The sequence below is a fragment of the Streptomyces sp. CB02056 genome (assembly GCF_001905545.1).
Taxonomy (GTDB): Bacteria; Actinomycetota; Actinomycetes; order Streptomycetales; family Streptomycetaceae; genus Kitasatospora.
Window position 1 is genome coordinate 19,791 of sequence record NZ_LIPD01000016.1, and the last position, 19,097, is coordinate 38,887.

Sequence of the window (19,097 nt, forward strand, 5' to 3'; positions counted from 1 at the left end):
CGGGGAAGCCCTCCACTGGCTGACAGGGTGGATTGACGCAGACCCTCCAGTGTCGCGCATCGCGGGCGGTGCGCGGGAGCCGCCCGGAGTGACCACCGTCCGTACTCGCTCGTTGAGCTGGTCATGAAGAAGTCGAAGCGTGTTCTCACCGCCCTCGCCCTGATGGGCTCGGCCTTCGCGGCCACCGCCTCCTCGGCCGGCTCGGCCCACGCCCTCGCGGGCATCGGCGAGGGGCCCGGCGGCCTGCTCGCGGCGCCCGGGTTCCTGCTGGCGGACACCGTCACCGGGGGGTCGATGCCGGTCGGGCAGGGGCAGATCGGCAGCCTGGCGGACAAGGCCGTCCAGGACAAGATGAAGGAGGCGCAGCAGGGGCACTGAAGGCCCCCGGCCTCCCCGGGGTCACTCGTCGAGTTCCGCGACGCCGGTGATGCGGTGCAGGGCGAAGGTGCGGAGTTCGTCGGCGTGGTGGTCGAAGGCGGTGACGAAGCCGCCTTCGACCTTGACCGGGTCGATGATGCGCTGGCTGGCGATGCCCTCGGCGTTGAGGTAGCCGATCCACATGCGCTCGCCGAGCAGGACGGCCGTCTGGAGGGCGGCCAGGGTCTCGGCGGCGGCGGTGCGGGGGAGCCGGCGCGGGTCGGGGGCGGGGTCGCGGCGGGTGGCGGTGGCGGCGCGGTCGCCGGCCCGGATGGCCTTGATGGCGGCCGCGAGCAGGGTGTCGTCGGGGGCGGGCGGTCCGTCGGGGACGGGCACGGGGGCCGGCCGGGGCGGGGTGCGGCGGCTGTCCGGGCGGGTGATCAGCACGTCTCCCTCGGCGGACTCGGCGGCCGGGGCGTAGCCCATGGTGCGCAGGGCGGCGAGCAGGACGTCCGGGGCGGCCTGGGAGGCGAGGACGGTGGGGGCGAGCAGCCGCAGCCGCAGGTCGGCGGAGCGGCGGTCGGCGAGGACCTCGCCGAGCAGCGACGGGTCGTCGCAGCGCAGGTAGGAGGAGGCGGCGCCGACCCGCAGGACGCCGTGCCGGCGGGCGACGTCGTCGACCAGGTACGCGAGCGGCTGCGGGACGGGCGTACGGCTGTGCTGCTCCAGGAAGGCCCGCAGGTCGGTGGCGGTGCGGCCGGCGTCGAGGGCGCGGCGCACCGAGGCCGGGGTGAAGCGGTAGACGGTGGCGCCGCCCTTGGACTCGATGTCGGCGCACAGGGCGAGGGCCTGGGCGAGCGGGGTGAGCAGTGGGCCGGGGGCGATCGCGGTGAGGTCCGGCTGGAGGATCACGTGGTCCAGCGGCTGCGGGAGCAGCGGGGCGAGCACCTCGGCCGGGTCGGACTCGGCGGTGAGCAGGGCGCGGGCGGGGGCGGCCAGGGCGCCGCGGCCGGTGATGCCGAGGAGTTCGGCCTCGTCGAGGGTCCAGGCGGTGAGTTCGTCGCGCAGGTCGCGGCCGTCCGGGCCGACGGGGCCGCCGCGCAGCGGGCGCTGCCAGCGCAGGGCGGGGAGCAGCTCCTCGGCGGTGGCCGGGGTGCCGGGCGGCAGTTCGGCGAGCAGGGCGAGGGTGGCGCGGCGGACGGACGGGGCGAGGGTGCGGTCGAGTTCGGGGCCGAGGGCGGCGCGCGGCTTGCCCCGGCCGTCCGGGGTGCCGGTGAGGGCGGGGACGCGGGTGGCGGCGAGCCAGGCGCCGGCCAGGACGGACCAGCGCTCGGCGGTGTCCAGGTGCAGCCAGGTGTCGTACCCCGGGGTGGGGGCCCAGCGTTCGTCCACCTCGCCGTCGGGGGCCAGCAGGCCTGCGGTGTAGGCGAGTTCGAGCCAGAAGGCGGTCTGCTGCTCGGTGTTCTCCAGGGCCTGGGCGGTGCGCTTGAGGTCGCGGACGCCGAGGCCGCCGGCGCGCAGGGTCAGCGGCGGGGTGAGGCCCCAGCCGTCCAGCAGCTCCTCGACGGTCTTGACGGCGGTGTGCGCCTGGCCGGCCGCGGCGGCGTCCACGGCCTGCGGGTCGCGCGGGGCGGCGGCGGGCGCGGGCTCGGGCTGGACCGGCTCGACGGTGCGGTGGGTGCGGCCGCCGCGCAGGTGCAGGGCCAGCTCGCGGGGCAGCACGACGCTGCCGGGGCTGCTGGGCAGCAGCAGGCCGCGGGCGAGCAGCCACTCGACGGGGCTCTGCGCGTCCTCGGCGGTGACCGGGCGGGTGGCGTCCGGGACGGTGCCGGTGGGCGGGCCCCAGACCAGCCGCTCCAGCAGCCGCAGCGCGGCCTCGGGCGCGGTGTCGAGCAGTGCGGCGCAGCGGGCGCGGTCGGTGAGCAGCGCGGTGAGCGAGGCGACGGCGCTGACCGGGTCCGGGGTGCCGGGCTCCCCGGCCGAGGCGAGCAGCTGCTGCAGCCGGGCCGGGGACATGCCGACGGTGGCGTCGGCGAGGGTGGGGCCGAGGCCGGTGCGGCCCGGGTTGACGGCGGTCGGGGCGAGCGCCTCGCGGACGGCGAGGACCAGCCGCAGCCCGTTGTCCGGGCCCCAGAGCAGCGCCCGGTCGCGCAGGGTGGCGAGCGCGCGCGGCAGGGCGGTGGCGACGGCGGACCGGTCGGCGGGGGTGAGCGGGGTGGCGCCGGGGTGCGGCTTGACCTTCGCCGGGCCGGTCAGCAGGGTGCGGACGGTGCTCAGCGAGGTGCCGTCCGGGGCGGTGGCCAGGGCCTCGGCGACCTGGAGGGTGAAGCGGTCGAGCCGCTCCAGGGCGCGCAGCGCGGAGGCGCGGGAGGAGAGCCGGGCGGACAGCTGGGTGAGGTCGCCGGGGACGGGGTTCAGCAGGTCGGGGCGGGAGCGGAGCAGGGCGGCGAGCGCGTCGTCGGGACGGGCGCGCAACTCCTCGGCGAGGGTGCGCGGGCCGGTGGCGGACCTGCCCCGGCGTTGAGGGCCCTGCTGTGTGGTCATTCGACCTAGGTTAGTCGGGCGCGGGGACGACGGGGTGTCCGTCGTCCGGGCGCACCTTCGGCGCTCCGCCGTACCGGCGGACGGACTCGCGCGGGCGGGGGCGGGGTGGGTAGCGTCACGCCGAGGGCGGTTCGGTGGGCGGCCGGGTACGGGCGAGGCGGGGTGGTCGGTGATGACGGACGGCGAGTGGTGGCGCAAGAGCGGGCCGTGGAGCGAGCGTTCGGTCGGCGGCCCGGACGCGGGCCCGGACGCCGCTTCGGACGCCGGCTCGGGCTCGGGTTCGGGCTCGGGCGCCGGTTCGGGTGAGGCCGCGTCCGGCGGCGCTCCGGAGGCTCCGTCCGCCCCCGTTCCCGCTCCGGACTTCGACCCCGACAGCGTGTACGACCCGCCGGCGCCGAGCGCGGGCGGCATCCCGTCCGTGCCGCTGCACCTGCCGGAGACCGTCGCCGGGGACCGGCCGGACGGGCCCCCGCCGACGACGGTGTCGAGCACCGGCCCGTGGACGATGACGCTCTTCGACTTCTCGGACGGGCCGCGGCCCGCGCCGAAGCCGATCCCCGGGCAGCGCACCGCCGAGGAGGCCGCCGAGCAGGCGGCGGCGGAGGCGGCGGAGGCGGCGGCGCCCGCCGCGGACCTGACGAAGAAGCCGCGCAGGGGCTGGCTCAGGCCGGCCCCCGCCGCCCCTCCCGCGCCGCCCGAGGCCCCGGCCGGGAAGGCCGGGGGCAAGCCCAAGGCGAGAGGGAAGGGGAAGGCCAAGGGGAAGGGCCAGGAGGCGGAGAAGGAGGCGCCCGCCCGCAAGCCCTCCCCGCTGATCCTGCTCTCCTGCGCGCTGCTGGTCGGCGGAGCGGTCTCCGGCTTCCTCCCGGCCATGCTGGCCGGTTGGGGCCTCGGCTACCTGTCTCGCCAGATCTCCGACCTGATGCGGAAGTTCGTGATCCTCGGCATCCCGCTGGTCACGATGAGCGTGTCCACCTTCTACTCCATGCAGCAGGCCAAGCAGGCCGGCGGACAGGGCGGCGGCCTCCAGTCGGGCTCGCCGCTGGGCGCGATCAGCTGGTCGTCCGCCCCGAACGTGCTGCGGCTGTCCGCCGTGCTGTCGGCGGTGGTCCTGCTGCTGCTCGCCCTGCGCCGCCGCCCGCCGCAGCAGCAGGGCTGAGCGCGGGGGCCGGTCCGGTCCGGCCCCCGCCGGGCAGGGCTACTTGCGGACGAAGCAGCCGGAGCCGTCCACGACGGCGTGGGTGCCGCCGTTGTGTGACGGTGGCGCCGGGGCGCGGGCGGGGCGTCAGTCGTCGGCGAGGTGGACGAGTCGGCGGAAGGTCGTCGGGTCGCCGAGGTGGTCGACGATCCAGTGGGCGACGGTGGCGCGGGTGGCGGTGCCGGCCCGGGGGAGCGGTCGGTCGTACGAGACCTGCGGGCCCGGGGACGGCGGGCCGTCCTTGAGCATCGGCACGCGGACGACCGTCCAGGCGGTGTCGGAGCCGGCGAGCACCGCCTCCATCCGGGCCAGGTCGTGGTGGACCTCCCGGTACAGCCGGTCGACCACCAGCCTGGCCACCACCCGTTGGGCGCGCGGGAGCCGGCTGGTGTCCAGCCCCGCCGAGCTCATCGTGACCAGGTGCCGGGCGCCGCCGTCCCGCAGTGCCGCGGTCAACTCCCGGGCGCCGTCGGAGAAGACGGTGGTGGCGGTCCGGCGGCCGGTGGTGCCGAGGGTGGCGACGACGGCGTCCTGGTCGCTCAGCGGCCCCCGCAGGGAGCCCGGCCGGCCGACGTCGGCCCGGGCGGTGAGCGGGGTGCCGTGCGCGTACTCCGGTAGCCGGGCGGGGTCGCGGGCGACGGCGGTGACGGTGTGTCCGGCGGCCAGTGCGAGGTCGACCACCAGACGGCCGGTGCGTCCGGTGGCACCCACGACTGCGATCCTCATCGGTTCCCTCCTCGGGATGGTTCGGGATGGTTCGGTCTCGGATGGCGCCTTGTCATTCATTCAGACGGACTGTATGAATGAAATCAAGTGAACCACGGCGCACCGCGCGTGCGAACCCGAAGGAGCGATGGAACATGGGAGTTCGGCAGGATCGGTACCCCGACCTGGACGGCCGGGTGGTCGTGGTCGCCGGCGGCAGCCGCGGCATCGGCGCGGAGACCGCCCGCGCCTTCGCCCGGCAGGGCGCGGCCGTCGCCGTCCTCGGGCGCGACGCGCAGGCGCTGGCGGACGTGGCGGAGGGCCTGCGGGCGGAGGGGGTCCGGGCGCTCGGACTGGTCGCCGACTGCACGGACGCGGCGGCACTCGGCTCCGCCGCCGCCCGGATCGAGCGGGACCTCGGCCCCGTCGACACCCTGGCCGCCTTCGCCGGCGGCGGAGGCTACCCGGTGCCGACCGTCCGCGAGGCCGAGGAGCACTGGCGGGCCGTGCTCGACGGCAACCTCACCGCCACCTTCCTCACCGTCCAGGCCTTCCTGCCCGGCCTGCTGGCCCGCCGCGGCGGTTCGATCGTCACCATGGCCTCCACGGCCGGCCGGCTGGCCGGCGGCGCCTCCGCGGCGTACGCCACGGCCAAGGCAGGGGTGCTGATGTTCACCCGGCACCTCGCGCTGGAGGTCGCCGGTGAGGGCGTGCGGGTCAACGCCATCGCACCGGGCGCCGTCCGTACCGAGCGGACCGCCGCGCAGATGCCGCCCGAGGTGCAGGCCGCGGTCGCCGCCGTGCACCCGCTGGGCCGCCTCGGCGAGCCGGCGGACGTCGCCTCGGCCACGCTCTTCCTGGCCTCCGACGCGTCCTCCTGGATCACCGGGCAGACCCTGGACGTCAGCGGCGGGCGGGTCATGATCTGAGCGCCGGGCCCGCTCCGCCGGGAGCCGGGCCTTCCCCGCCCGGGTGAACCGATCGGCGATACTGCCAGTTCACACGGAACGAGTGGAGGCGAGCGGGATGAGCCCCCGGTCCTACCGGATGGGACAGCGGCAGGCGGAGGTCGACGAGACCCGCGCCCGGATCGTCGCGGCCGCCCGCGCGCACCTGGCCGAGACCGGCGGGGTCTCGCTGGACGCGGTCGCCCGCCGCGCGGACGTCGCCCGGGCGACCGTCTACTACCAGTTCGGCTCCAAGGCGGGCCTGCTGGAGGCGGTCTGCGACGCCCTCGCCGAGCAGGGCGGCATGGCCCGGCTCGCCGAGGCCTTCACCCAGGCCGACCCCTGGGCGGCGGTGGACCGCTTCGTCGAGGTGATGGGCGGCTTCTGGGCGGTCGACCGGGTCTGCACCCGCCGCTTGCGCGCCCTCGCCGCGCTCGACGAGGAGGTGGGCCGGGTCATCGCCGACCGCGACGCCCGCCGCCGGGAGGGCGCCGCGGTGCTGGTCGGCCGGCTGCCCGACGCCCCGGCGGACGCGGGGCGCCTGCTGTTCGTGCTCACCGCCTTCGAGACCTACGACGCGCTGGCGGCGGAGGCGGAGGCGGCGGGAGCCGTGGGCGGCGGGGCCGACCTGGCTGTGGCCACCCCGGCGGTCACCCGCCTGGTCCGCGCCGCTCTCGGCGGGCCGGCCGAGGGGTCGTAGGGCCCCGGTCAGCCGGCCTGCCGCGCGGCCGTGCCGAGGATGCCGGCGGTGACGGCCGCCGGGTCGTCGGTGGGCAGTGCATGGCCGGCGCCGGGGACGATCTCGACCCGGGCGGTGGGCACCAGCCGGTGCAGGCGGTCGGCGACGGCCCGGGCGTCGTGCAGGGCGCTGCGTTCGCCGAGGAGGAAGAGGGCGGGGGCGGTGAGCCGGCCGAGTTCCCGGTCGGTGAGGGTGGCGGCCGGGGGCAGGCGGCGGCGGAAGCCCATCGAGGCGCGGACCAGCGCCATCAGTTCGGTCTCCAGGACGGCGCTGTTGCCGACCAGCCGGGCCAGCCGGGGGCGCAGCGGGCGCGGGGCCGTCGCGGCGAGGCCGCCGAGGACGAGCCAGGTGTAGAAGCGGCGGTCCAGGTCGGCGAGGCCCGCCGTTTCGACCAGGGTGAGGGCGGCGGTCCGTCCGGGGTGGTGGATCTGGTGATTGAGGGCGATCCAGCCGCCGTAGGAGCAGCCGACCAGGTGGGCGGAGGGCAGGTCGAGGGCGGTGAGCAGTTCCTCCAGCCAGGCGGCGGCGTCGCGGCCGTCGGTGACGGGGGCGCTCTGCACGCTGGCGCCCGGTTCGCCGACGGTGTCCACGGCGATCACGGGGTGCTGTGCGGCGAGGGCGTCGAGGTGGGCGTGCCACATCAGCGCGTTGCCGCCGGAGCCGGGCAGCAGCACGATCGGCCGGCCCTCGGCGCGGCCGGTGCGGTACACCCGGGTGGTGCCGTAGCCGGTGGGGACGTCGAGCGGTGTCCAGGGCCCCGGCCGGAGTTCGGTCAGCGCGCGCTCGTAGGCGGCGCGGAAGCGGGCTTCGGCCTTGCCGTTCTTGAACTCGCTGATTCGCATGGTACATGTGTATCACATGCATGATACGGGTGTACCAAGTGAAGCGGGACGAACAGACGGAGGCCGGAATGACCGCGAAGGTCGACCACGAGGAACGCCGCCGGCAGATCGCCGAGGCCCTGCTGCGCATCGCCGACACCCAGGGCCTGCAGTCCGCCAGCATGCGGGCCGTCGCCACGGAGGCCGGGGTCTCGCTGCGGCTCGTCCAGTACTACTTCACGACCAAGGAGGGACTGCTGCTGGACGCCCTGGCCAGGCTCGGCACCCAGCTCCAGGCCCGGATGGAACGGTGGATCGGCCAGGCCCGCGCCCCCCGGGAGGTGGTGACGGCGATCCTGTCCTGCATCCTGCCGACGGACGCCGAGAGCCGCCGGATCACCAGGACGTACGCGGCGTACTACGCGCTGGTGCTCGGCGACCCCGAGGTGCTGGCGAAGCAGGCCGCGCAGCCGCCGGTCGTCCTGGAGGGCTTCCTCGCCAAGCAGCTCCGGGCGGCGCAGCAGGCCGGGGGGATCGGGCCGGAGCGGGACGTCGAGGCGGTCGCGGCCGGGCTGCTGGCGATGGTCAACGGGCTCGGCTCCAGCGTGCTGGGCGGCCAGCGCACCGGTGAGCAGGCGCTCGCGGTCCTCGCGTACCACCTGGACGAGCTGTTCGGGCGGCCGGAAGCGGGCTGACGGCCGGTGCCGTCGACCGTCGCGACGGCCCGCCGGTCCGACGGTCCGGCCCGCCGATCGGCGCGGCAGGCGGGCACCCCTCGCGGCAAGGGGGCTAACACCCGTACGGGGCGGGTGCTTTCCCCGTTCCGCTGGAGGGCCTGTCACTGACAGACTCCGGGGTATGTCCGCGCAGCCCGTGATGACGACCGAAGCGCCCGAAGCCCCCTCCTCCCGGTCCGGGAGCGGCGGCAGCGACTTCGCCCAGCTGACCCGCCGAATAGTCGACGAGGGCCTGCTCGACCGGCGCCCCGGCTACTACGCCGCCCGCATGGCCCTGGTGTTCGCCGCCTTCCTCGGCGGCTGGTACGCCCTGTTCGCGCTGGGCGACACCTGGTGGCAGCTCGGCCTGGCGGCGGCGATGTCCGTCGTCTTCGCCCAGATCGGCCTGCTCTCCCACGACCTGGCGCACCGTCAGGTCTTCGACCGGCGGGTGCCGAGCGAGATCGGCGGCCGGATCGCCGCCAACCTGCTGATGGGCATGAGCTACGGCTGGTGGATGAACAAGCACACCCGCCACCACGCCAACCCGAACCACGAGGAGCGGGACCCGGACGTCGCCCCCGAACTCCTGGTGTGGTCCCAGCGGCAGGCCCGGAAGGCGAGCGGCGTCGCCCGGTTCATCGGCCGCCGGCAGGCGTACCTGTTCGTGCCGCTGCTCCTGCTGGAGGGCCTCAACCTCAGCTTCAACAGCTTCCGCGCGCTGCGCGGGCCCGTGGTGAAGCGCCCGGTGCTGGAGGGCGTGCTGCTGGTGGTCCACTTCCTCGCCTACTTCGGCCTGGTGTTCGCCGCGCTCCCGGCCGGCAAGGCCGTCGCCTTCATCGCCGTGCACCAGGCGCTGTTCGGCGTCTACCTGGGCAGCGTCTTCGCCCCGAACCACAAGGGCATGCTGATGGTGACCCCGGAGATGAAGCTCGACTTCCTGCGCCGCCAGGTGCTCACCTCGCGCAACGTCCGCGGCGGGCTGCTCATCGACGCGGTGATGGGCGGCCTCAACTACCAGGTGGAGCACCACCTGTTCCCCAGCATGCCGACTCCGGCGCTCGGGCGGGCCGCCCGGATCACCCGGGAGTTCTGCGCCGAGAAGGGCGTCGCGTACTACGAGACGGGCCTGTTCCGCTCCTACCGGGAGATCTTCACCCACCTGCACCGGACGGGCGAGCCGATCCGCTCCGGCGGGTGACCGTCACGTCCGGCGGGTGACCGTCACGCCCTGGCGCCGGGATCCGTCGCCGGGACGGCCCTTCGGTGGCATCGCCCGTCCGCCGACGCGTTCGCGCCCGTACGATGCCCGAGCGGGGTGGGTGGAGACCGGGGGTGGGTGTGGTTCGGTTCTGGCTGAGGTGGGCGCTGATCGCGCTCCTGGGAGTGGCGGTCGTGTTCGGCGGCTGGGCCGGGTGGCGGTTCTACCGCGACACGGCCATTCCGGCCCCGCCGGACGTCCCGGGGGTGGCGCGGGCGCCGGAGACCGAGGAGGCCCGCCTGGCGGCCGAGCGGCGGATGGCCGACCGGATCGACCGGCTGCCCGAACTGCTGCCGTGGGCCCAGGGGTTGGGGCGGTCGACGGTCGACGTGTGCCGCACCGACTACCGCGGCGGCCTGTTCCTCCGGGGGCTGTGGCTGCCGGTGGCCTGCGAGCGGACCGTGAACGTGTACCTGGCCTTTGACGGCGGCGACGTCCGCTCCCGGCTGGCCGATCTGGACCGGTACCTGGACGCCGAGGGCTGGCGGAGCTCGCAGCGGTGGAGCGGCCTGGTCGCGGCCGACGAGTACGCCCACCAGCCGCCCGCCGACCCGACCCCGGAGGAGGTGGCGGAGGCGGCGGCCCGGCCGATCGCCCCGTCGGTGGAGTTCAGGCCGGCGACGGACGAGGCGGTGCGGACGGAGCTGGCCGTGAGCGTCTCCCGGCCGCCGGGCCCCGAACTCCTGACCTCCGGCGAGGACTACTGGTACGAGAAGTACGGCGGCCGGCGCTACCGGAACGACGAGGGGCAGCGGTCCGAGTACCTGGCCTGGCAGCCGGTGCGGCCGAGTGAGGTCACCGGGCCGGCCGAGGGCCGGTACGTGGCGGTCCTGGGCTTCACGACCAGGTACGCGGAGCAGCAGGAGGCGCCGTGAGGCAGGGAGCCGCCGTGGCCGGTCAGCCCGCCGTGCCGGGCGGCGGGGAGGGCGGCGGGGAGAGCGGCAGGGTGGCGGTGACCCGGAAGCCCGTGCGGTAGGGCGAGGCGGTCAGCTCGCCGCCGAACAGCGCGATCCGCTCGGCGAGTCCGAGCAGGCCGTGCCCGGTGGACAGTCCCCGGCGGGCCTCGGGGCGGCGGCCCGCGCCGTCGTCGACCACGTCGAGGGTCAGCACCTCGGACCAGCTGATCCGCACCGAGGCGTGGCTGCCGGCGCCGGAGTGCTTGATGATGTTGGTGACGGCCTCCTGGACCAGCCGGTAGGCCGTCAGGTCGACGCTGTCGTCGAGGTGGGCCGGGGTGCCGCGCACCTCCAGGTCGATCAGGATCCCGGCGCGTCGGGCGTCCTCCAGCAGCGGGCCCAGGTCGGCGAGCCCGTGGCGCCCGGTCCCGTCCGTCATGGGGACGTCGGCGGTGCGCAACAGCCGGAGCATGCGGCGCAGTTCGGCCATCGCGTTGCGGCCCAGTTCCTCGATGTCGCGGAGGGTGCCGGCCAGCCGGTCCGCGTCGGCGGGCGCGGTGCAGCGGGCGGTGTCGGCCTGCATGACGATGACGGCCACCGCGTTGGCCACGATGTCGTGCAACTCCCGGGCGATCTGGACGCGTTCGCCGAGGACGGCCTGGCGGGCGCGCGCGAGTTCGCGCTGGTCGCGCTCGGCGGCGAGGGCGGCGGCCCGGACCCGGCGGCCGGCGCCCCAGGCGACGGCGGTGATCGGCAGGAAGTAGGCGATGCCGCTGACGAGGTACGACGTCCGACGGGAGGGAGGCACCGCCCCGTCGGCGATCGGGTACCAGATGGCCAGGGCGATCGGCAGGGCCGTCAGCACGAGGGCGGCGACGGAGGCGGGCCGGCCGCTCAGCCTGGCCGCCGTGTACAGCGCGAGCAGTACGCCGAAGAAGGGGGTGAAGGCGAAGCCGCTGTTCAGGGAGAGCAGGGCCGCGCCCACGGCGGCGGCCCAGACGACGGCGAACACCGCCTCCGGCCACCGTCGGCGGAAGGTCAGCGCGACGGCCTCCGGGACGGCGAACGCGGACAGCAGCAGCTGGTCGCGGACGTTCGTCCCGGTCGCGAGCGGGGCCGCGTAGAAGAAGACGTCGGGGACGGTGACCGCCAGTGCCAGCGCGGCGTCCGCCGCCGTGACGGTCGGTGACCCCCGGCGGCGGACGCCGTCTGTCGCGACCTCCGTCACAACCGGAGTTCCCGGCAGCACGAGGTGTTCGAGCCGAGGCAGCACCAGTTGTCGTCGAACTCCCGGAACCCCTCCACCGGGATGTCGGACCACCACGGTTCCGGCGGGGTGGCGCGCTCCGGTGGACGGACCGGATAGCCGAGGGCGGCGTGGGCGGCCCACAGGTCGCCGCGGTACTGCCGCAGGGTGTCGTTGAGCCGGTCCCGGGTGACCTCTCCGGGGGCGGGCGCGTGCCGTGACGGCGTGAGCAGGGTCAGGAAGGCCGCCGCGCCGCGGACGTCGTCGGTGGCGAAGGCGGCCAGGCTGATGCCGGCCACGCGCAGGGCCTCGGTGCCGTCGCCCGGGTCGGGGGCGACGGTGATGCGGACGGCGAGGCTCTGCCACGGGTCGCCGACCGTGCGCGGCGGATCGGGCACCAGGAGAGTGCGGGGGCCGAGGAGGATGCCGTGGGCGAGGGCCGGACCAGCCTTCCCGTCCGACTCGACGTGGTGCACGGTGGCACCGACGGTGGGCGCGGGGATCGTCGATTCGCTCATGGTGGGGCTCCCGGAGGGGAGTGGGGGCTTTCACCCAGTGGTAGCGCGCCCCGTCCCGCGTCGCCTGCGGGGGATGACTGCTCGGGTGAGTGACCGAGCGGGGTCGGTCGCGGCCCCCCGCAGGCGTCCCGCGGGCGGCCGCGAGGCCCCTCAGCCGCCGAAACCGGCCAGCAGCCCGCGCGGGTCGAAGGTCACCCGGATCCGGGTGATCCGCCCGTCCTCGACGTGCATCCAGTTCGCCGTCGGCGCCGGCGGGGCGATGCTGGTGCGCAGCTCGAACCAGGTGATCACCTCGTCGCCCTCGGCCACCCGGACCTTCACGTCGATCTTCTCCAGCACCTGTCCGAGCCCCTTCAGCCCGGCCAGCGCCTCCTCCACCCCGGAGGCCGTCCCCAGCGCGCCGACGAAGTCGACGTCGTCGGCCAGCAGGCCCCGGACGGTCTCGAAGTCGCCCGCCTCCCAGGCGGTGAAGTAGGTCTCGGCAAGCTCACGCGCGGTCTTCGTCGTCGTCATGCCGCCATCCTCCCGAGCACCCAACCCATCCGTCCAACAGATGGATCGGATGGAGTCCATCTCTTCCGGTTATGCCGCAGGGGTCCGGTCGCCTATCGTCGTCGCCCATGGAGATGCACCAGCTGCGCTACTTCGCCGCCGTGGTCGACGAGGGCACCTTCACCGCCGCGGCCGCCCGGCTGCACGTGAGCCAGTCCGGCGTCAGCACCCAAGTGGCCAAGCTGGAGCGCGAACTGGGCCAGCAGCTGCTCGACCGGGCCGGCCGGCAGGTGCGCCTCACCCCGGTCGGCGAGGCGGTCCTCCCGCTGGCGAGGAACGCCCTGGCCACCCTCGACGCCATCCAGCACACCGCCGCCGAGTTCGCCGACGCCGTCCGCGGCCGGGTCCGGCTCGGCATGATCATGGGCTGCTCGATCCCGCCCTTCCTGGACACCGTCGCGGACCTCGGCCGCAGCCACCCCGGCATCGAACTCAGCCTGCACGAGGGGCACTCCGAGGACCTCCAGGCGCAGGTCCTGGCCGGCTCCCTCGACCTGGCCCTGATCGGCTACACCGGCGAGGCCGCCCCGGGGCTGGAGGACACCGTCGTCGTCGACGAGCCGATCTCCGCCGTCGTCCCCGCCGGGCACCCCCTCGACCGGGCGCGGCTCCGCCTCGCCGACCTGCGCGGCGAGAAGGTCCTCTGCCTCCCCCCGGGCACCGGCCTGCGCGCCGCCTACCAGGACTCCTGCCGCCGGCTCGGCCTCGATCCGCGGGTGGACATCGAGGCCAGCTCCCCGGCCGCCCTGCTCCGGCTCGCCGAGCGCGGCGCGGGCGTGGCCGTCCTCAGCGCCTCCTCCGCCACGGGCGCCGGGCTGCGGGCCGTCCCGCTGGCCGACGCCGCCACCTGCGCCCGGCTCGGGCTGGTCGTCCGCCGCGACCAGCAGTCCCCGGCGGTACGGCTGTTGCGCGCGAAGCTCGCCGCGGCGATGCGCCCGGCCTGAGCGCCGCCCGCCGCAGTGATGCGCCCGGCCTGAGCGCCGCCCGCCGCGCCGCGCCGTCCCCCCGTACCGGCGCGGGCGGGCCGGCGGGCCCGTCGACCGGAGCTCAGGCCTTCCAGTGCGGATCGCGCCCCGAGGCGGCCAGCGCGCGGTCCCACGCGGAGGCGTCCTCCGGCAGCGCCACCGACTCGGCGAAGCCCGCGTACCGGCGGTACAGCTCGGCGTTCTCCGCCACGATCTCCCCGGCCAGCAGGGCGAGTTCCTCGTCGACCCCGATGCGCCCACCGGTCGCCCGGGCCACGTCCCAGCCGTGCAGCAGCAGCTCCAGGACCAGCATCCGGGCGATCCCGACCGCCGGTACCGGGGCGCCGCCGAGGTCGACGTCCCCCTCCCAGGCGGCCGGGTCCGCCCAGGCCGCGACGGCGCGCTCCAGCTGGGCCGCGTAGCCGGAGCGCCAGTCGGCGTCGACGGTGAAGTCCCGCGCGCCGAGCTCCTCGGGCAGTTCGACCCGCCGGGCCCGGTGCTCCAGGCCGTGCGAGGTGTAGAGCACCCAGTGGTTGATCAGCGCACGGGTGTCGAACTCCGTGCAGGGCGTCGGCGCGTCCAGGGGCTGGTCGGCCGGGACGGCGGTGGCGACAGCGGCGGCGGCGGAGGCGGCGCGGGCCAGGAGCGGGTGCATCGGGTGGGCGGTCATGGCGCCGATTCTGCGCGGGGCCGTACCGGCCGGTCTTGAAGAAACGCGACGGCTAGCCTGGCGGCATGGGCACGGACCCCCTGGACCCCCTGGACCCCTTGGAACCCCCGGACGCTCCCGGCCTCGGCCGCGGCGTGCTCCACCCCGCCCGGGCGGCGGAGCTGATCACCGTGGACCGGCTCGTCCCCGACCCGGCCGTGGCGCGGTTCGTCGAGTACTACTGGCTGGTCCGCTGGGACCTGCGCGGCCTGCCGGCGTACGAGCAGAAGGTGCTCGCCCACCCCAACGTCCACCTGGTCTTCGAGGCCCCGCGGGCGCGCGTGTACGGGGTGGACCGCTCGCTCTTCGTCCGCCGTCTGGAGGGCGCGGGGCACGTGCTGGGCGCGCGGTTCCGGGCCGGCGCCTTCCGCGCCCTCGCCGGGCACCCGGTGAGCGGGCTGGCCGACCGGTCGGTGCCCGCCGCCGAGTACTTCGGGCCCGGGGCCGACCGGTTCAACGCGGAGGTCCTCGGGGCGTCCGGCAGTCCCGCGGCCCTCGCCGACGCCTTCCTCCGCCCCCGGCTGCCCGAGCCCGACCCGGTCGCCGCCGAGGTCGCCGCGATGGTGGACCGGATCACCGGCAGGCCGGACCTGTGCCGGGTGGACGCGCTGGCCGCCGAGCTGGGCCTGACGGTCCGCCGCCTCCAGCGCCTGTTCGCCGAGTACGTCGGCGCCTCCCCGAAATGGGTGCTGCGCCGGGCCCGCCTCCACGAGGCCGCCGAACGCGCCGGGACGGACGGCGGGTTGGACCTGGCCGCGCTCGCCGCCGAGCTGGGGTACGCGGACCAGGCGCACCTCACCCGGGACTTCGCCGCCGCCGTCGGCGTGCCCCCGGCCCGCTACGCGGGGGCGGGTCAGGCTCCGAGGAAGCGCTGCAGCTCGTCCAGGACGTAGTTGGCCCCGGTGTACCCGATCCCCTGGAACCACAGCTGGTCGTCGACCGGGAACGCCCGGTGCCCCTTGACCGCCCCCAGCGCCTGCCAACCCGGGCTCGCCAGGGCGGCGTTGGCCCCGGACAGCTCCGGATCGCCGTACGTCGCGTAGAGCAGCAGGTCGCCGTCGGCCTTGGCGATCTGGTCCAACGGGATCTCGGTGTCGGACTGGTCGACGTTCTGCGCGTCCGGCCGGCCGACCTGGGCGTCGGCGAGCACCGTGCCGGGGAAGCTCTGCCGGCCGAACAGCCGGATGCCGCCGCCCTCCACGAACCGCACCAGGCTCACCTTGCGCCCGGACAGCCTCGCCGCCGCCAGCGCCTGGGCCACCTGCCCGGCGTGCTTCTGGTACGCGCCGGCGAAGGCCGCCGCGGCCGCCTCCCGGTTGAGCGCCTGGGCGTGCAGCTGGAAGTCGGCCTTCCACGGCGCCCCGGCGGTCTGGGTGAGCACGGTCGGGGCGATCTCGCGCAGCTGCTCGTAGCGGTCGCCGTCGCGGGTCTGGTTGGAGAGGATCAGGTCCGGCCGCAGCGCCCGTACGGTCGGCAGGTCGGGCGAGCCGGCCGGGCCGACCAGCCGGATCCCGGCCGTCCGGGAGGTCGGCCAGTACTCGGGGTAGCGGGTGTCGCGGGCCGGGAGCGCGGCGCCGACCGGGGTGATGCCGAGGGTCAGCGCGGAGTCGAGCACGTCGGTGTCCAGCACGACCACCCGCATCGGCGCGCCCGGCACCACGACGGGGCCGGTGGCGGCGTTCACCGTCACCGGCGGCACCGGGGTCGGGGACGGCGAGGCGCCGCCGGCGGGGCCGTCCGCGGTCGCCGGGGCCGGCCGCCGGGCGGCGGTGCAGCCGGTGGCCGCCGCGAGCGCGCCCGCGCCGAGGCCGGTGAGGAGGGTGCGGCGGGAGATCCGGGGCATCGGCGGTCCTCTGGCGGCGCGGTGGGGTCGGGGCGCCGTCGATTATGTCCGAAATGGCACCTAAAGTGCCGTTAAGCGCGGGCCGTCAGGCGCGAGTGGCGTCCGGGGCGAGCGCCGCCCACGGGGCGCCCGGCACGACCAGCGGCGTGCCGGTCACCGGGTCCGGCACCACCACCGAGTCCAGTCCGAACACCTCCCGCACCAGCTCGGCCGTCACCACGTCCCCGGGCGCGCCCTGCGCCACCACCCGGCCGTCCCGCATCGCCACCAGGTGGTCGGCGTACCGGGCGGCCTGGTTGAGGTCGTGCAGCACCGCGACGACCGTCCGGCCGCGCTCGACGTTCAGCCGGCGGACCAGGTCCAGCACCTCCACCTGGTGCGCGATGTCCAGGTAGGTGGTCGGCTCGTCCAGCAGCAGGATGTCGGTGCCCTGGGCGAGCGCCATCGCGATCCAGGCGCGCTGGCGCTGGCCGCCGGACAGCTCGTCCATGCTCCGCTCGGCCAGCTCGGCGGTGGAGGTGCGCTCCAGCGCCTCCGCGACCGCCGCCTCGTCCTCCGGCGACCACTGCTGCCACCAGCTCTGGTGCGGCTGGCGGCCGCGCGCGACCAGGTCCGCCACCGAGATGCCCTCGGGGGCGGACGGCGACTGCGGCAGCAGGCCGAGCCGCTGGGCGATCCGCTTGGTCGGGATCCGCGCCAGCTCCTCGCCGTCCAGCAGCACCGCGCCCCGGACCGGCTTCAGCAGCCGGCCGAGGGCCCGCAGCAGGGTCGACTTGCCGCACGCGTTCGGGCCGACGATCACCGTCACCCGCCCGTCCGGGACGGCCACGTCCAGGTCCTCGACGACCGTGCGCGCCTCGTAGGCCAGGGTGAGGCCCCGGGCCTCCAGGCGGTGTTCGGACATCAGGAACCTCCACGGCGGGATCGGATCAGCAGCCACATCAGGTACGGCGCGCCGACCAGGCCGGTCACCACGCCCACCGGCAGCTCCGTCGGAGCCAGCAGCCGTCGGGCGACCAGGTCGGCGAGGACCACCACCAGCGCGCCGGTCAGCGCCGAGCAGAACAGCGGGACCTGCGCCGAGCGGGCCAGCCGCAGCGCGATCTGCGGGGCCATCAGCGCGACGAAGTCCACCGGCCCGGCGGCCCCGGCCGCGCACGAGGCCAGCACGATGCCGAGCAGCGCCATGCCGAGGCGGATCCGGTCCAGGCGCAGGCCGAGGCCGACGGCGGTGGCGTCGTCGAAGGAGATCGACCGCTGGGCGCGGGCGGCCCACAGCGCGACCGGCACGGCGGCGAGCAGCACCCAGGCGAGCCAGTCGGCCTGGTCGTAGCCGGCGCCGTTCAGGCTGCCGGTCATCCAGACCTTGGCGGCCTGGGCCTGGAAGCCGTCGCCCTTGGTGAGGAAGACGGAGGTGAGCGAGGACAGCGCGACGCTGATGCCGATGCCGATCAGCACGAAGCGCTGCGCGTGCAGGCCGCGCCGCCAGGCCAGCGCGTACACCAGCAGCCCGGCCACCAGGCCGCCGGCCACCGCCGCGTACGGGGCCTGGCCGGTCGAGCCGACCACGCCGTACGCCATCAGACCGACCACGGTCGCGGTCGCGCCCCAGGTCACGCCGACCACGTCGGGGCTGGCCAGCGGATTGCGGGCGACGGTCTGGATCAGCGCCCCGGCCAGCCCGAGCGCCAGGCCGACCAGCAGCCCGACCACCACCCGGGGCAGCCGGAACTCGCCGACCACCAGCTCGTGCGGGCTCGGCCGGCCGAGCACCACCTTGACCACCTCGGACGGCGCGACGGTGGACTCGCCCAGGCAGAGCGAGGCCACCACGGTCGCCGCCAGCGCCACCAGCAGCCCGACGGTGACGGCCAGCGAGCGCCGGTGCACCAGGAACGACGCCCGCCCGGCCCGGACGACGGTGTAGCCGCGCAGCGAGACCTTGCGGGAGACGGATGCCGTGCCGGGGACGGAGCTCGTACCGGGGACGGAAGTCATGCCGCCACCACCTTGCGGCGGCGGACCAGGGCCACCAGCACCGGGACGCCGACCAGCGCCGTCATCACGCCCGCCGGGACCTCGGACGGCGGGAACAGGACCCGGCCGAGGGTGTCGGCGAGCAGCAGCAGCGCCGGGCCGAGGACGGCGGAGAAGGCGAGGATCCAGCGGTGGTCGGCGCCGGCCAGCGCGCGGGCCGCGTGCGGGACGGCGAGGCCGACGAAGGCGATCGGGCCGGCCGCCGCGACCGCCGAGCCGGTCAGGACGGTCGCGCCGAGCGCACCGACCGCCCGGACCAGGCCGGTCTTGGCGCCCAGCCCCTTCGCGGTGTCGTCGCCGAGCGCCAGCGCGTCCAGTCCGCGCGCCACCGCGACCACCAGCACCGTGCCGACGGCCAGGAACGGCAGCAGCTGCCAGGCCACGTCCGAGGTCCGTCCGGAGAGCGAGCCGACGTGCCAGAAGCGGAACTGGTCCATGGTGGCCGCGTCGGTGGTCAGCACCAGGGTGTTGAGCGAGGCGATGAAGGCGGACGTCGCCGAGCCGGCCAGCGCCAGCTTGATCGGCGTGGCCCCGCCCCGGCCGCGCCCGGCGAGCCCGTACACCAGCACGGTGGCGATCACCGCGCCGGCGAAGCCGAACCAGACGTACCCGGTGAGGGTGGAGACGCCGAAGCCGGAGATGGCGACCACCACGCCGGCCGCCGCGCCCTGGGAGACGCCGAGGATGCCGGGGTCGGCGATCGGGTTGCGGGTCAGGCCCTGCATGACGGCCCCGGCCAGGCCGAGCGCCGCGCCGACGGCCAGCCCGACGACGGTGCGCGGCACCCGCAGTTCGCGGACCACCACGGCGTTCGCGGTGTCGCCGCCGTGCAGCAGGGCGTCCAGCGTGTCGCCGAACGGGATGGTCCGGCTGCCGACCGCCAGGCTCAGCAGCACCGCGGCGGCCAGCACGACGAGTGCGGCGGCCAGCCACAGTATTCGGCGCCGCGGCGCGCGGTACGGCGCGCGGGGCGCACCGGGCGGTGCGCTGGTGTCGGTCATGGGCCCTCTCCGCTGACAACTCAGGCAAACCTAAGTTCCGCCGTG

Annotated in this window: 20 protein-coding genes; 9 read left to right on the plus strand and 11 right to left on the minus strand. The window is 76.0% G+C overall.

Annotated features, from left to right (window positions below):
* The first annotated feature begins 123 nt into the window (after positions 1 to 123).
* Positions 124 to 378, plus strand: coding sequence for a hypothetical protein (locus AMK13_RS33640; RefSeq protein ID WP_049652328.1), 255 nt, complete (start codon positions 124 to 126; stop codon positions 376 to 378).
* A gap of 21 nt (positions 379 to 399) precedes the next feature.
* On the opposite strand, the gene AMK13_RS33645 is transcribed toward AMK13_RS33640, so the two are convergent.
* Complete coding sequence (locus AMK13_RS33645; protein WP_074005451.1) at positions 400 to 2,901, minus strand: helicase C-terminal domain-containing protein; 2,502 nt, start codon at positions 2,899 to 2,901, stop codon at positions 400 to 402.
* A 172-nt stretch (positions 2,902 to 3,073) separates the two neighbouring features.
* Here AMK13_RS33645 and AMK13_RS33650 point away from each other — a divergent pair, with 172 nt between their 5' ends.
* The gene (locus AMK13_RS33650; protein ID WP_074005452.1) at positions 3,074 to 4,057 is read left to right on the plus strand and encodes a hypothetical protein; all 984 of its coding nucleotides are present in this window, start codon (positions 3,074 to 3,076) and stop codon (positions 4,055 to 4,057) included.
* Between the two features lie 126 nt (positions 4,058 to 4,183).
* Here AMK13_RS33650 and AMK13_RS33655 read toward each other — a convergent pair whose 3' ends face one another.
* Positions 4,184 to 4,822, minus strand: a complete 639-nt coding sequence (locus AMK13_RS33655) for an NAD(P)-dependent oxidoreductase (RefSeq protein WP_063780391.1) — start codon at positions 4,820 to 4,822, stop codon at positions 4,184 to 4,186.
* Between the two features lie 134 nt (positions 4,823 to 4,956).
* On the opposite strand from AMK13_RS33655, the gene AMK13_RS33660 reads away from it, so the two are divergent.
* Positions 4,957 to 5,730 (plus strand): SDR family NAD(P)-dependent oxidoreductase, encoded by a 774-nt coding sequence (locus tag AMK13_RS33660; protein ID WP_074005453.1) that lies wholly within the window; start codon positions 4,957 to 4,959, stop codon positions 5,728 to 5,730.
* A gap of 97 nt (positions 5,731 to 5,827) precedes the next feature.
* Positions 5,828 to 6,448, plus strand: coding sequence for a TetR/AcrR family transcriptional regulator (locus tag AMK13_RS33665; protein WP_074005454.1), 621 nt, complete (start codon positions 5,828 to 5,830; stop codon positions 6,446 to 6,448).
* A gap of 8 nt (positions 6,449 to 6,456) precedes the next feature.
* Here AMK13_RS33665 and AMK13_RS33670 read toward each other — a convergent pair whose 3' ends face one another.
* Positions 6,457 to 7,329 carry an alpha/beta fold hydrolase gene (locus AMK13_RS33670; RefSeq protein WP_074005455.1) on the minus strand — a complete coding sequence of 291 codons (873 nt, stop codon included), beginning with the start codon at positions 7,327 to 7,329 and terminating at the stop codon, positions 6,457 to 6,459.
* Between the two features lie 68 nt (positions 7,330 to 7,397).
* Here AMK13_RS33670 and AMK13_RS33675 point away from each other — a divergent pair, with 68 nt between their 5' ends.
* From AMK13_RS33675 to AMK13_RS42480, 3 genes are all read left to right on the plus strand, one after another.
* Entirely contained in the window at positions 7,398 to 8,003 is a 606-nt protein-coding gene (locus tag AMK13_RS33675) for a TetR/AcrR family transcriptional regulator (RefSeq protein WP_074005456.1), read from the plus strand.
* A gap of 163 nt (positions 8,004 to 8,166) precedes the next feature.
* Complete coding sequence (locus tag AMK13_RS33680; protein WP_079272734.1) at positions 8,167 to 9,225, plus strand: fatty acid desaturase family protein; 1,059 nt, start codon at positions 8,167 to 8,169, stop codon at positions 9,223 to 9,225.
* Between the two features lie 134 nt (positions 9,226 to 9,359).
* Entirely contained in the window at positions 9,360 to 10,160 is an 801-nt protein-coding gene (locus AMK13_RS42480; protein ID WP_074005457.1) for a hypothetical protein, read from the plus strand.
* A gap of 22 nt (positions 10,161 to 10,182) precedes the next feature.
* Here the strand turns inward: AMK13_RS42480 and AMK13_RS33690 are convergent, their stop codons facing one another.
* The 3 genes from AMK13_RS33690 to AMK13_RS33700 all read right to left on the minus strand — a co-directional run bounded on the left by AMK13_RS33690 (position 10,183) and on the right by AMK13_RS33700 (position 12,458).
* Positions 10,183 to 11,409 carry a sensor histidine kinase gene (locus AMK13_RS33690; protein ID WP_074005458.1) on the minus strand — a complete coding sequence of 409 codons (1,227 nt, stop codon included), beginning with the start codon at positions 11,407 to 11,409 and terminating at the stop codon, positions 10,183 to 10,185.
* Positions 11,406 to 11,945 (minus strand): hypothetical protein, encoded by a 540-nt coding sequence (locus AMK13_RS33695; protein ID WP_074005459.1) that lies wholly within the window; start codon positions 11,943 to 11,945, stop codon positions 11,406 to 11,408. Before AMK13_RS33695 ends, AMK13_RS33690 begins: the two co-directional genes overlap by 4 nt.
* Before the next feature lie 150 nt (positions 11,946 to 12,095).
* Complete coding sequence (locus AMK13_RS33700) at positions 12,096 to 12,458, minus strand: nuclear transport factor 2 family protein (protein WP_049657787.1); 363 nt, start codon at positions 12,456 to 12,458, stop codon at positions 12,096 to 12,098.
* 107 nt (positions 12,459 to 12,565) lie between these two features.
* On the opposite strand from AMK13_RS33700, the gene AMK13_RS33705 reads away from it, so the two are divergent.
* On the plus strand, positions 12,566 to 13,441 hold the full coding sequence (locus tag AMK13_RS33705; protein ID WP_074005460.1) for a LysR family transcriptional regulator: 876 nt from the start codon (positions 12,566 to 12,568) through the stop codon (positions 13,439 to 13,441).
* 103 nt (positions 13,442 to 13,544) lie between these two features.
* Here the strand turns inward: AMK13_RS33705 and AMK13_RS33710 are convergent, their stop codons facing one another.
* A complete protein-coding gene (locus tag AMK13_RS33710) occupies positions 13,545 to 14,132 on the minus strand; it encodes a TIGR03086 family metal-binding protein (protein ID WP_074005461.1) in 588 nt (195 codons plus the stop codon).
* Positions 14,133 to 14,197: 65 nt separating this feature from the next.
* Between AMK13_RS33710 and AMK13_RS33715 the strand changes: the two genes are divergently transcribed.
* On the plus strand, positions 14,198 to 15,064 hold the full coding sequence (locus AMK13_RS33715) for an AraC family transcriptional regulator (protein WP_079272737.1): 867 nt from the start codon (positions 14,198 to 14,200) through the stop codon (positions 15,062 to 15,064).
* Here AMK13_RS33715 and AMK13_RS33720 read toward each other — a convergent pair.
* The 4 genes from AMK13_RS33720 to AMK13_RS33735 all read right to left on the minus strand — a co-directional run bounded on the left by AMK13_RS33720 (position 15,025) and on the right by AMK13_RS33735 (position 19,052).
* A complete protein-coding gene (locus AMK13_RS33720; protein ID WP_074005462.1) occupies positions 15,025 to 16,014 on the minus strand; it encodes an ABC transporter substrate-binding protein in 990 nt (329 codons plus the stop codon). The two genes, AMK13_RS33715 and AMK13_RS33720, sit on opposite strands and share 40 nt — an antisense overlap.
* Positions 16,015 to 16,099: 85 nt before the next feature.
* The gene (locus AMK13_RS33725; protein WP_074005463.1) at positions 16,100 to 16,918 is read right to left on the minus strand and encodes an ABC transporter ATP-binding protein; all 819 of its coding nucleotides are present in this window, start codon (positions 16,916 to 16,918) and stop codon (positions 16,100 to 16,102) included.
* Positions 16,918 to 18,012 (minus strand): FecCD family ABC transporter permease, encoded by a 1,095-nt coding sequence (locus tag AMK13_RS33730; RefSeq protein WP_074005464.1) that lies wholly within the window; start codon positions 18,010 to 18,012, stop codon positions 16,918 to 16,920. Before AMK13_RS33730 ends, AMK13_RS33725 begins: the two co-directional genes overlap by 1 nt.
* The gene (locus AMK13_RS33735; protein WP_049658474.1) at positions 18,009 to 19,052 is read right to left on the minus strand and encodes a FecCD family ABC transporter permease; all 1,044 of its coding nucleotides are present in this window, start codon (positions 19,050 to 19,052) and stop codon (positions 18,009 to 18,011) included. The genes AMK13_RS33730 and AMK13_RS33735 overlap by 4 nt, the downstream gene beginning before the upstream one ends.
* Positions 19,053 to 19,097 lie beyond the last annotated feature (45 nt).

Coding starts and splice junctions, on each gene's coding strand:
- AMK13_RS33680 (WP_079272734.1), top strand. CDS start 8,167: ATGTCCGCGCAGCCCGTGATGACGACCGAAGCGCCCGAAGCCCCCTCC.
- AMK13_RS33645 (WP_074005451.1), bottom strand. CDS start 2,901: ATGACCACACAGCAGGGCCCTCAACGCCGGGGCAGGTCCGCCACCGGC.
- AMK13_RS33700 (WP_049657787.1), bottom strand. CDS start 12,458: ATGACGACGACGAAGACCGCGCGTGAGCTTGCCGAGACCTACTTCACC.
- AMK13_RS33715 (WP_079272737.1), top strand. CDS start 14,198: ATGGGCACGGACCCCCTGGACCCCCTGGACCCCTTGGAACCCCCGGAC.
- AMK13_RS33730 (WP_074005464.1), bottom strand. CDS start 18,012: ATGACTTCCGTCCCCGGTACGAGCTCCGTCCCCGGCACGGCATCCGTC.
- AMK13_RS33720 (WP_074005462.1), bottom strand. CDS start 16,014: ATGCCCCGGATCTCCCGCCGCACCCTCCTCACCGGCCTCGGCGCGGGC.
- AMK13_RS33735 (WP_049658474.1), bottom strand. CDS start 19,052: ATGACCGACACCAGCGCACCGCCCGGTGCGCCCCGCGCGCCGTACCGC.
- AMK13_RS33725 (WP_074005463.1), bottom strand. CDS start 16,918: ATGTCCGAACACCGCCTGGAGGCCCGGGGCCTCACCCTGGCCTACGAG.
- AMK13_RS33660 (WP_074005453.1), top strand. CDS start 4,957: ATGGGAGTTCGGCAGGATCGGTACCCCGACCTGGACGGCCGGGTGGTC.
- AMK13_RS33650 (WP_074005452.1), top strand. CDS start 3,074: ATGACGGACGGCGAGTGGTGGCGCAAGAGCGGGCCGTGGAGCGAGCGT.
- AMK13_RS33665 (WP_074005454.1), top strand. CDS start 5,828: ATGAGCCCCCGGTCCTACCGGATGGGACAGCGGCAGGCGGAGGTCGAC.
- AMK13_RS33640 (WP_049652328.1), top strand. CDS start 124: ATGAAGAAGTCGAAGCGTGTTCTCACCGCCCTCGCCCTGATGGGCTCG.
- AMK13_RS33695 (WP_074005459.1), bottom strand. CDS start 11,945: ATGAGCGAATCGACGATCCCCGCGCCCACCGTCGGTGCCACCGTGCAC.
- AMK13_RS33655 (WP_063780391.1), bottom strand. CDS start 4,822: ATGAGGATCGCAGTCGTGGGTGCCACCGGACGCACCGGCCGTCTGGTG.
- AMK13_RS33710 (WP_074005461.1), bottom strand. CDS start 14,132: ATGACCGCCCACCCGATGCACCCGCTCCTGGCCCGCGCCGCCTCCGCC.
- AMK13_RS33675 (WP_074005456.1), top strand. CDS start 7,398: ATGACCGCGAAGGTCGACCACGAGGAACGCCGCCGGCAGATCGCCGAG.
- AMK13_RS33705 (WP_074005460.1), top strand. CDS start 12,566: ATGGAGATGCACCAGCTGCGCTACTTCGCCGCCGTGGTCGACGAGGGC.
- AMK13_RS33670 (WP_074005455.1), bottom strand. CDS start 7,329: ATGCGAATCAGCGAGTTCAAGAACGGCAAGGCCGAAGCCCGCTTCCGC.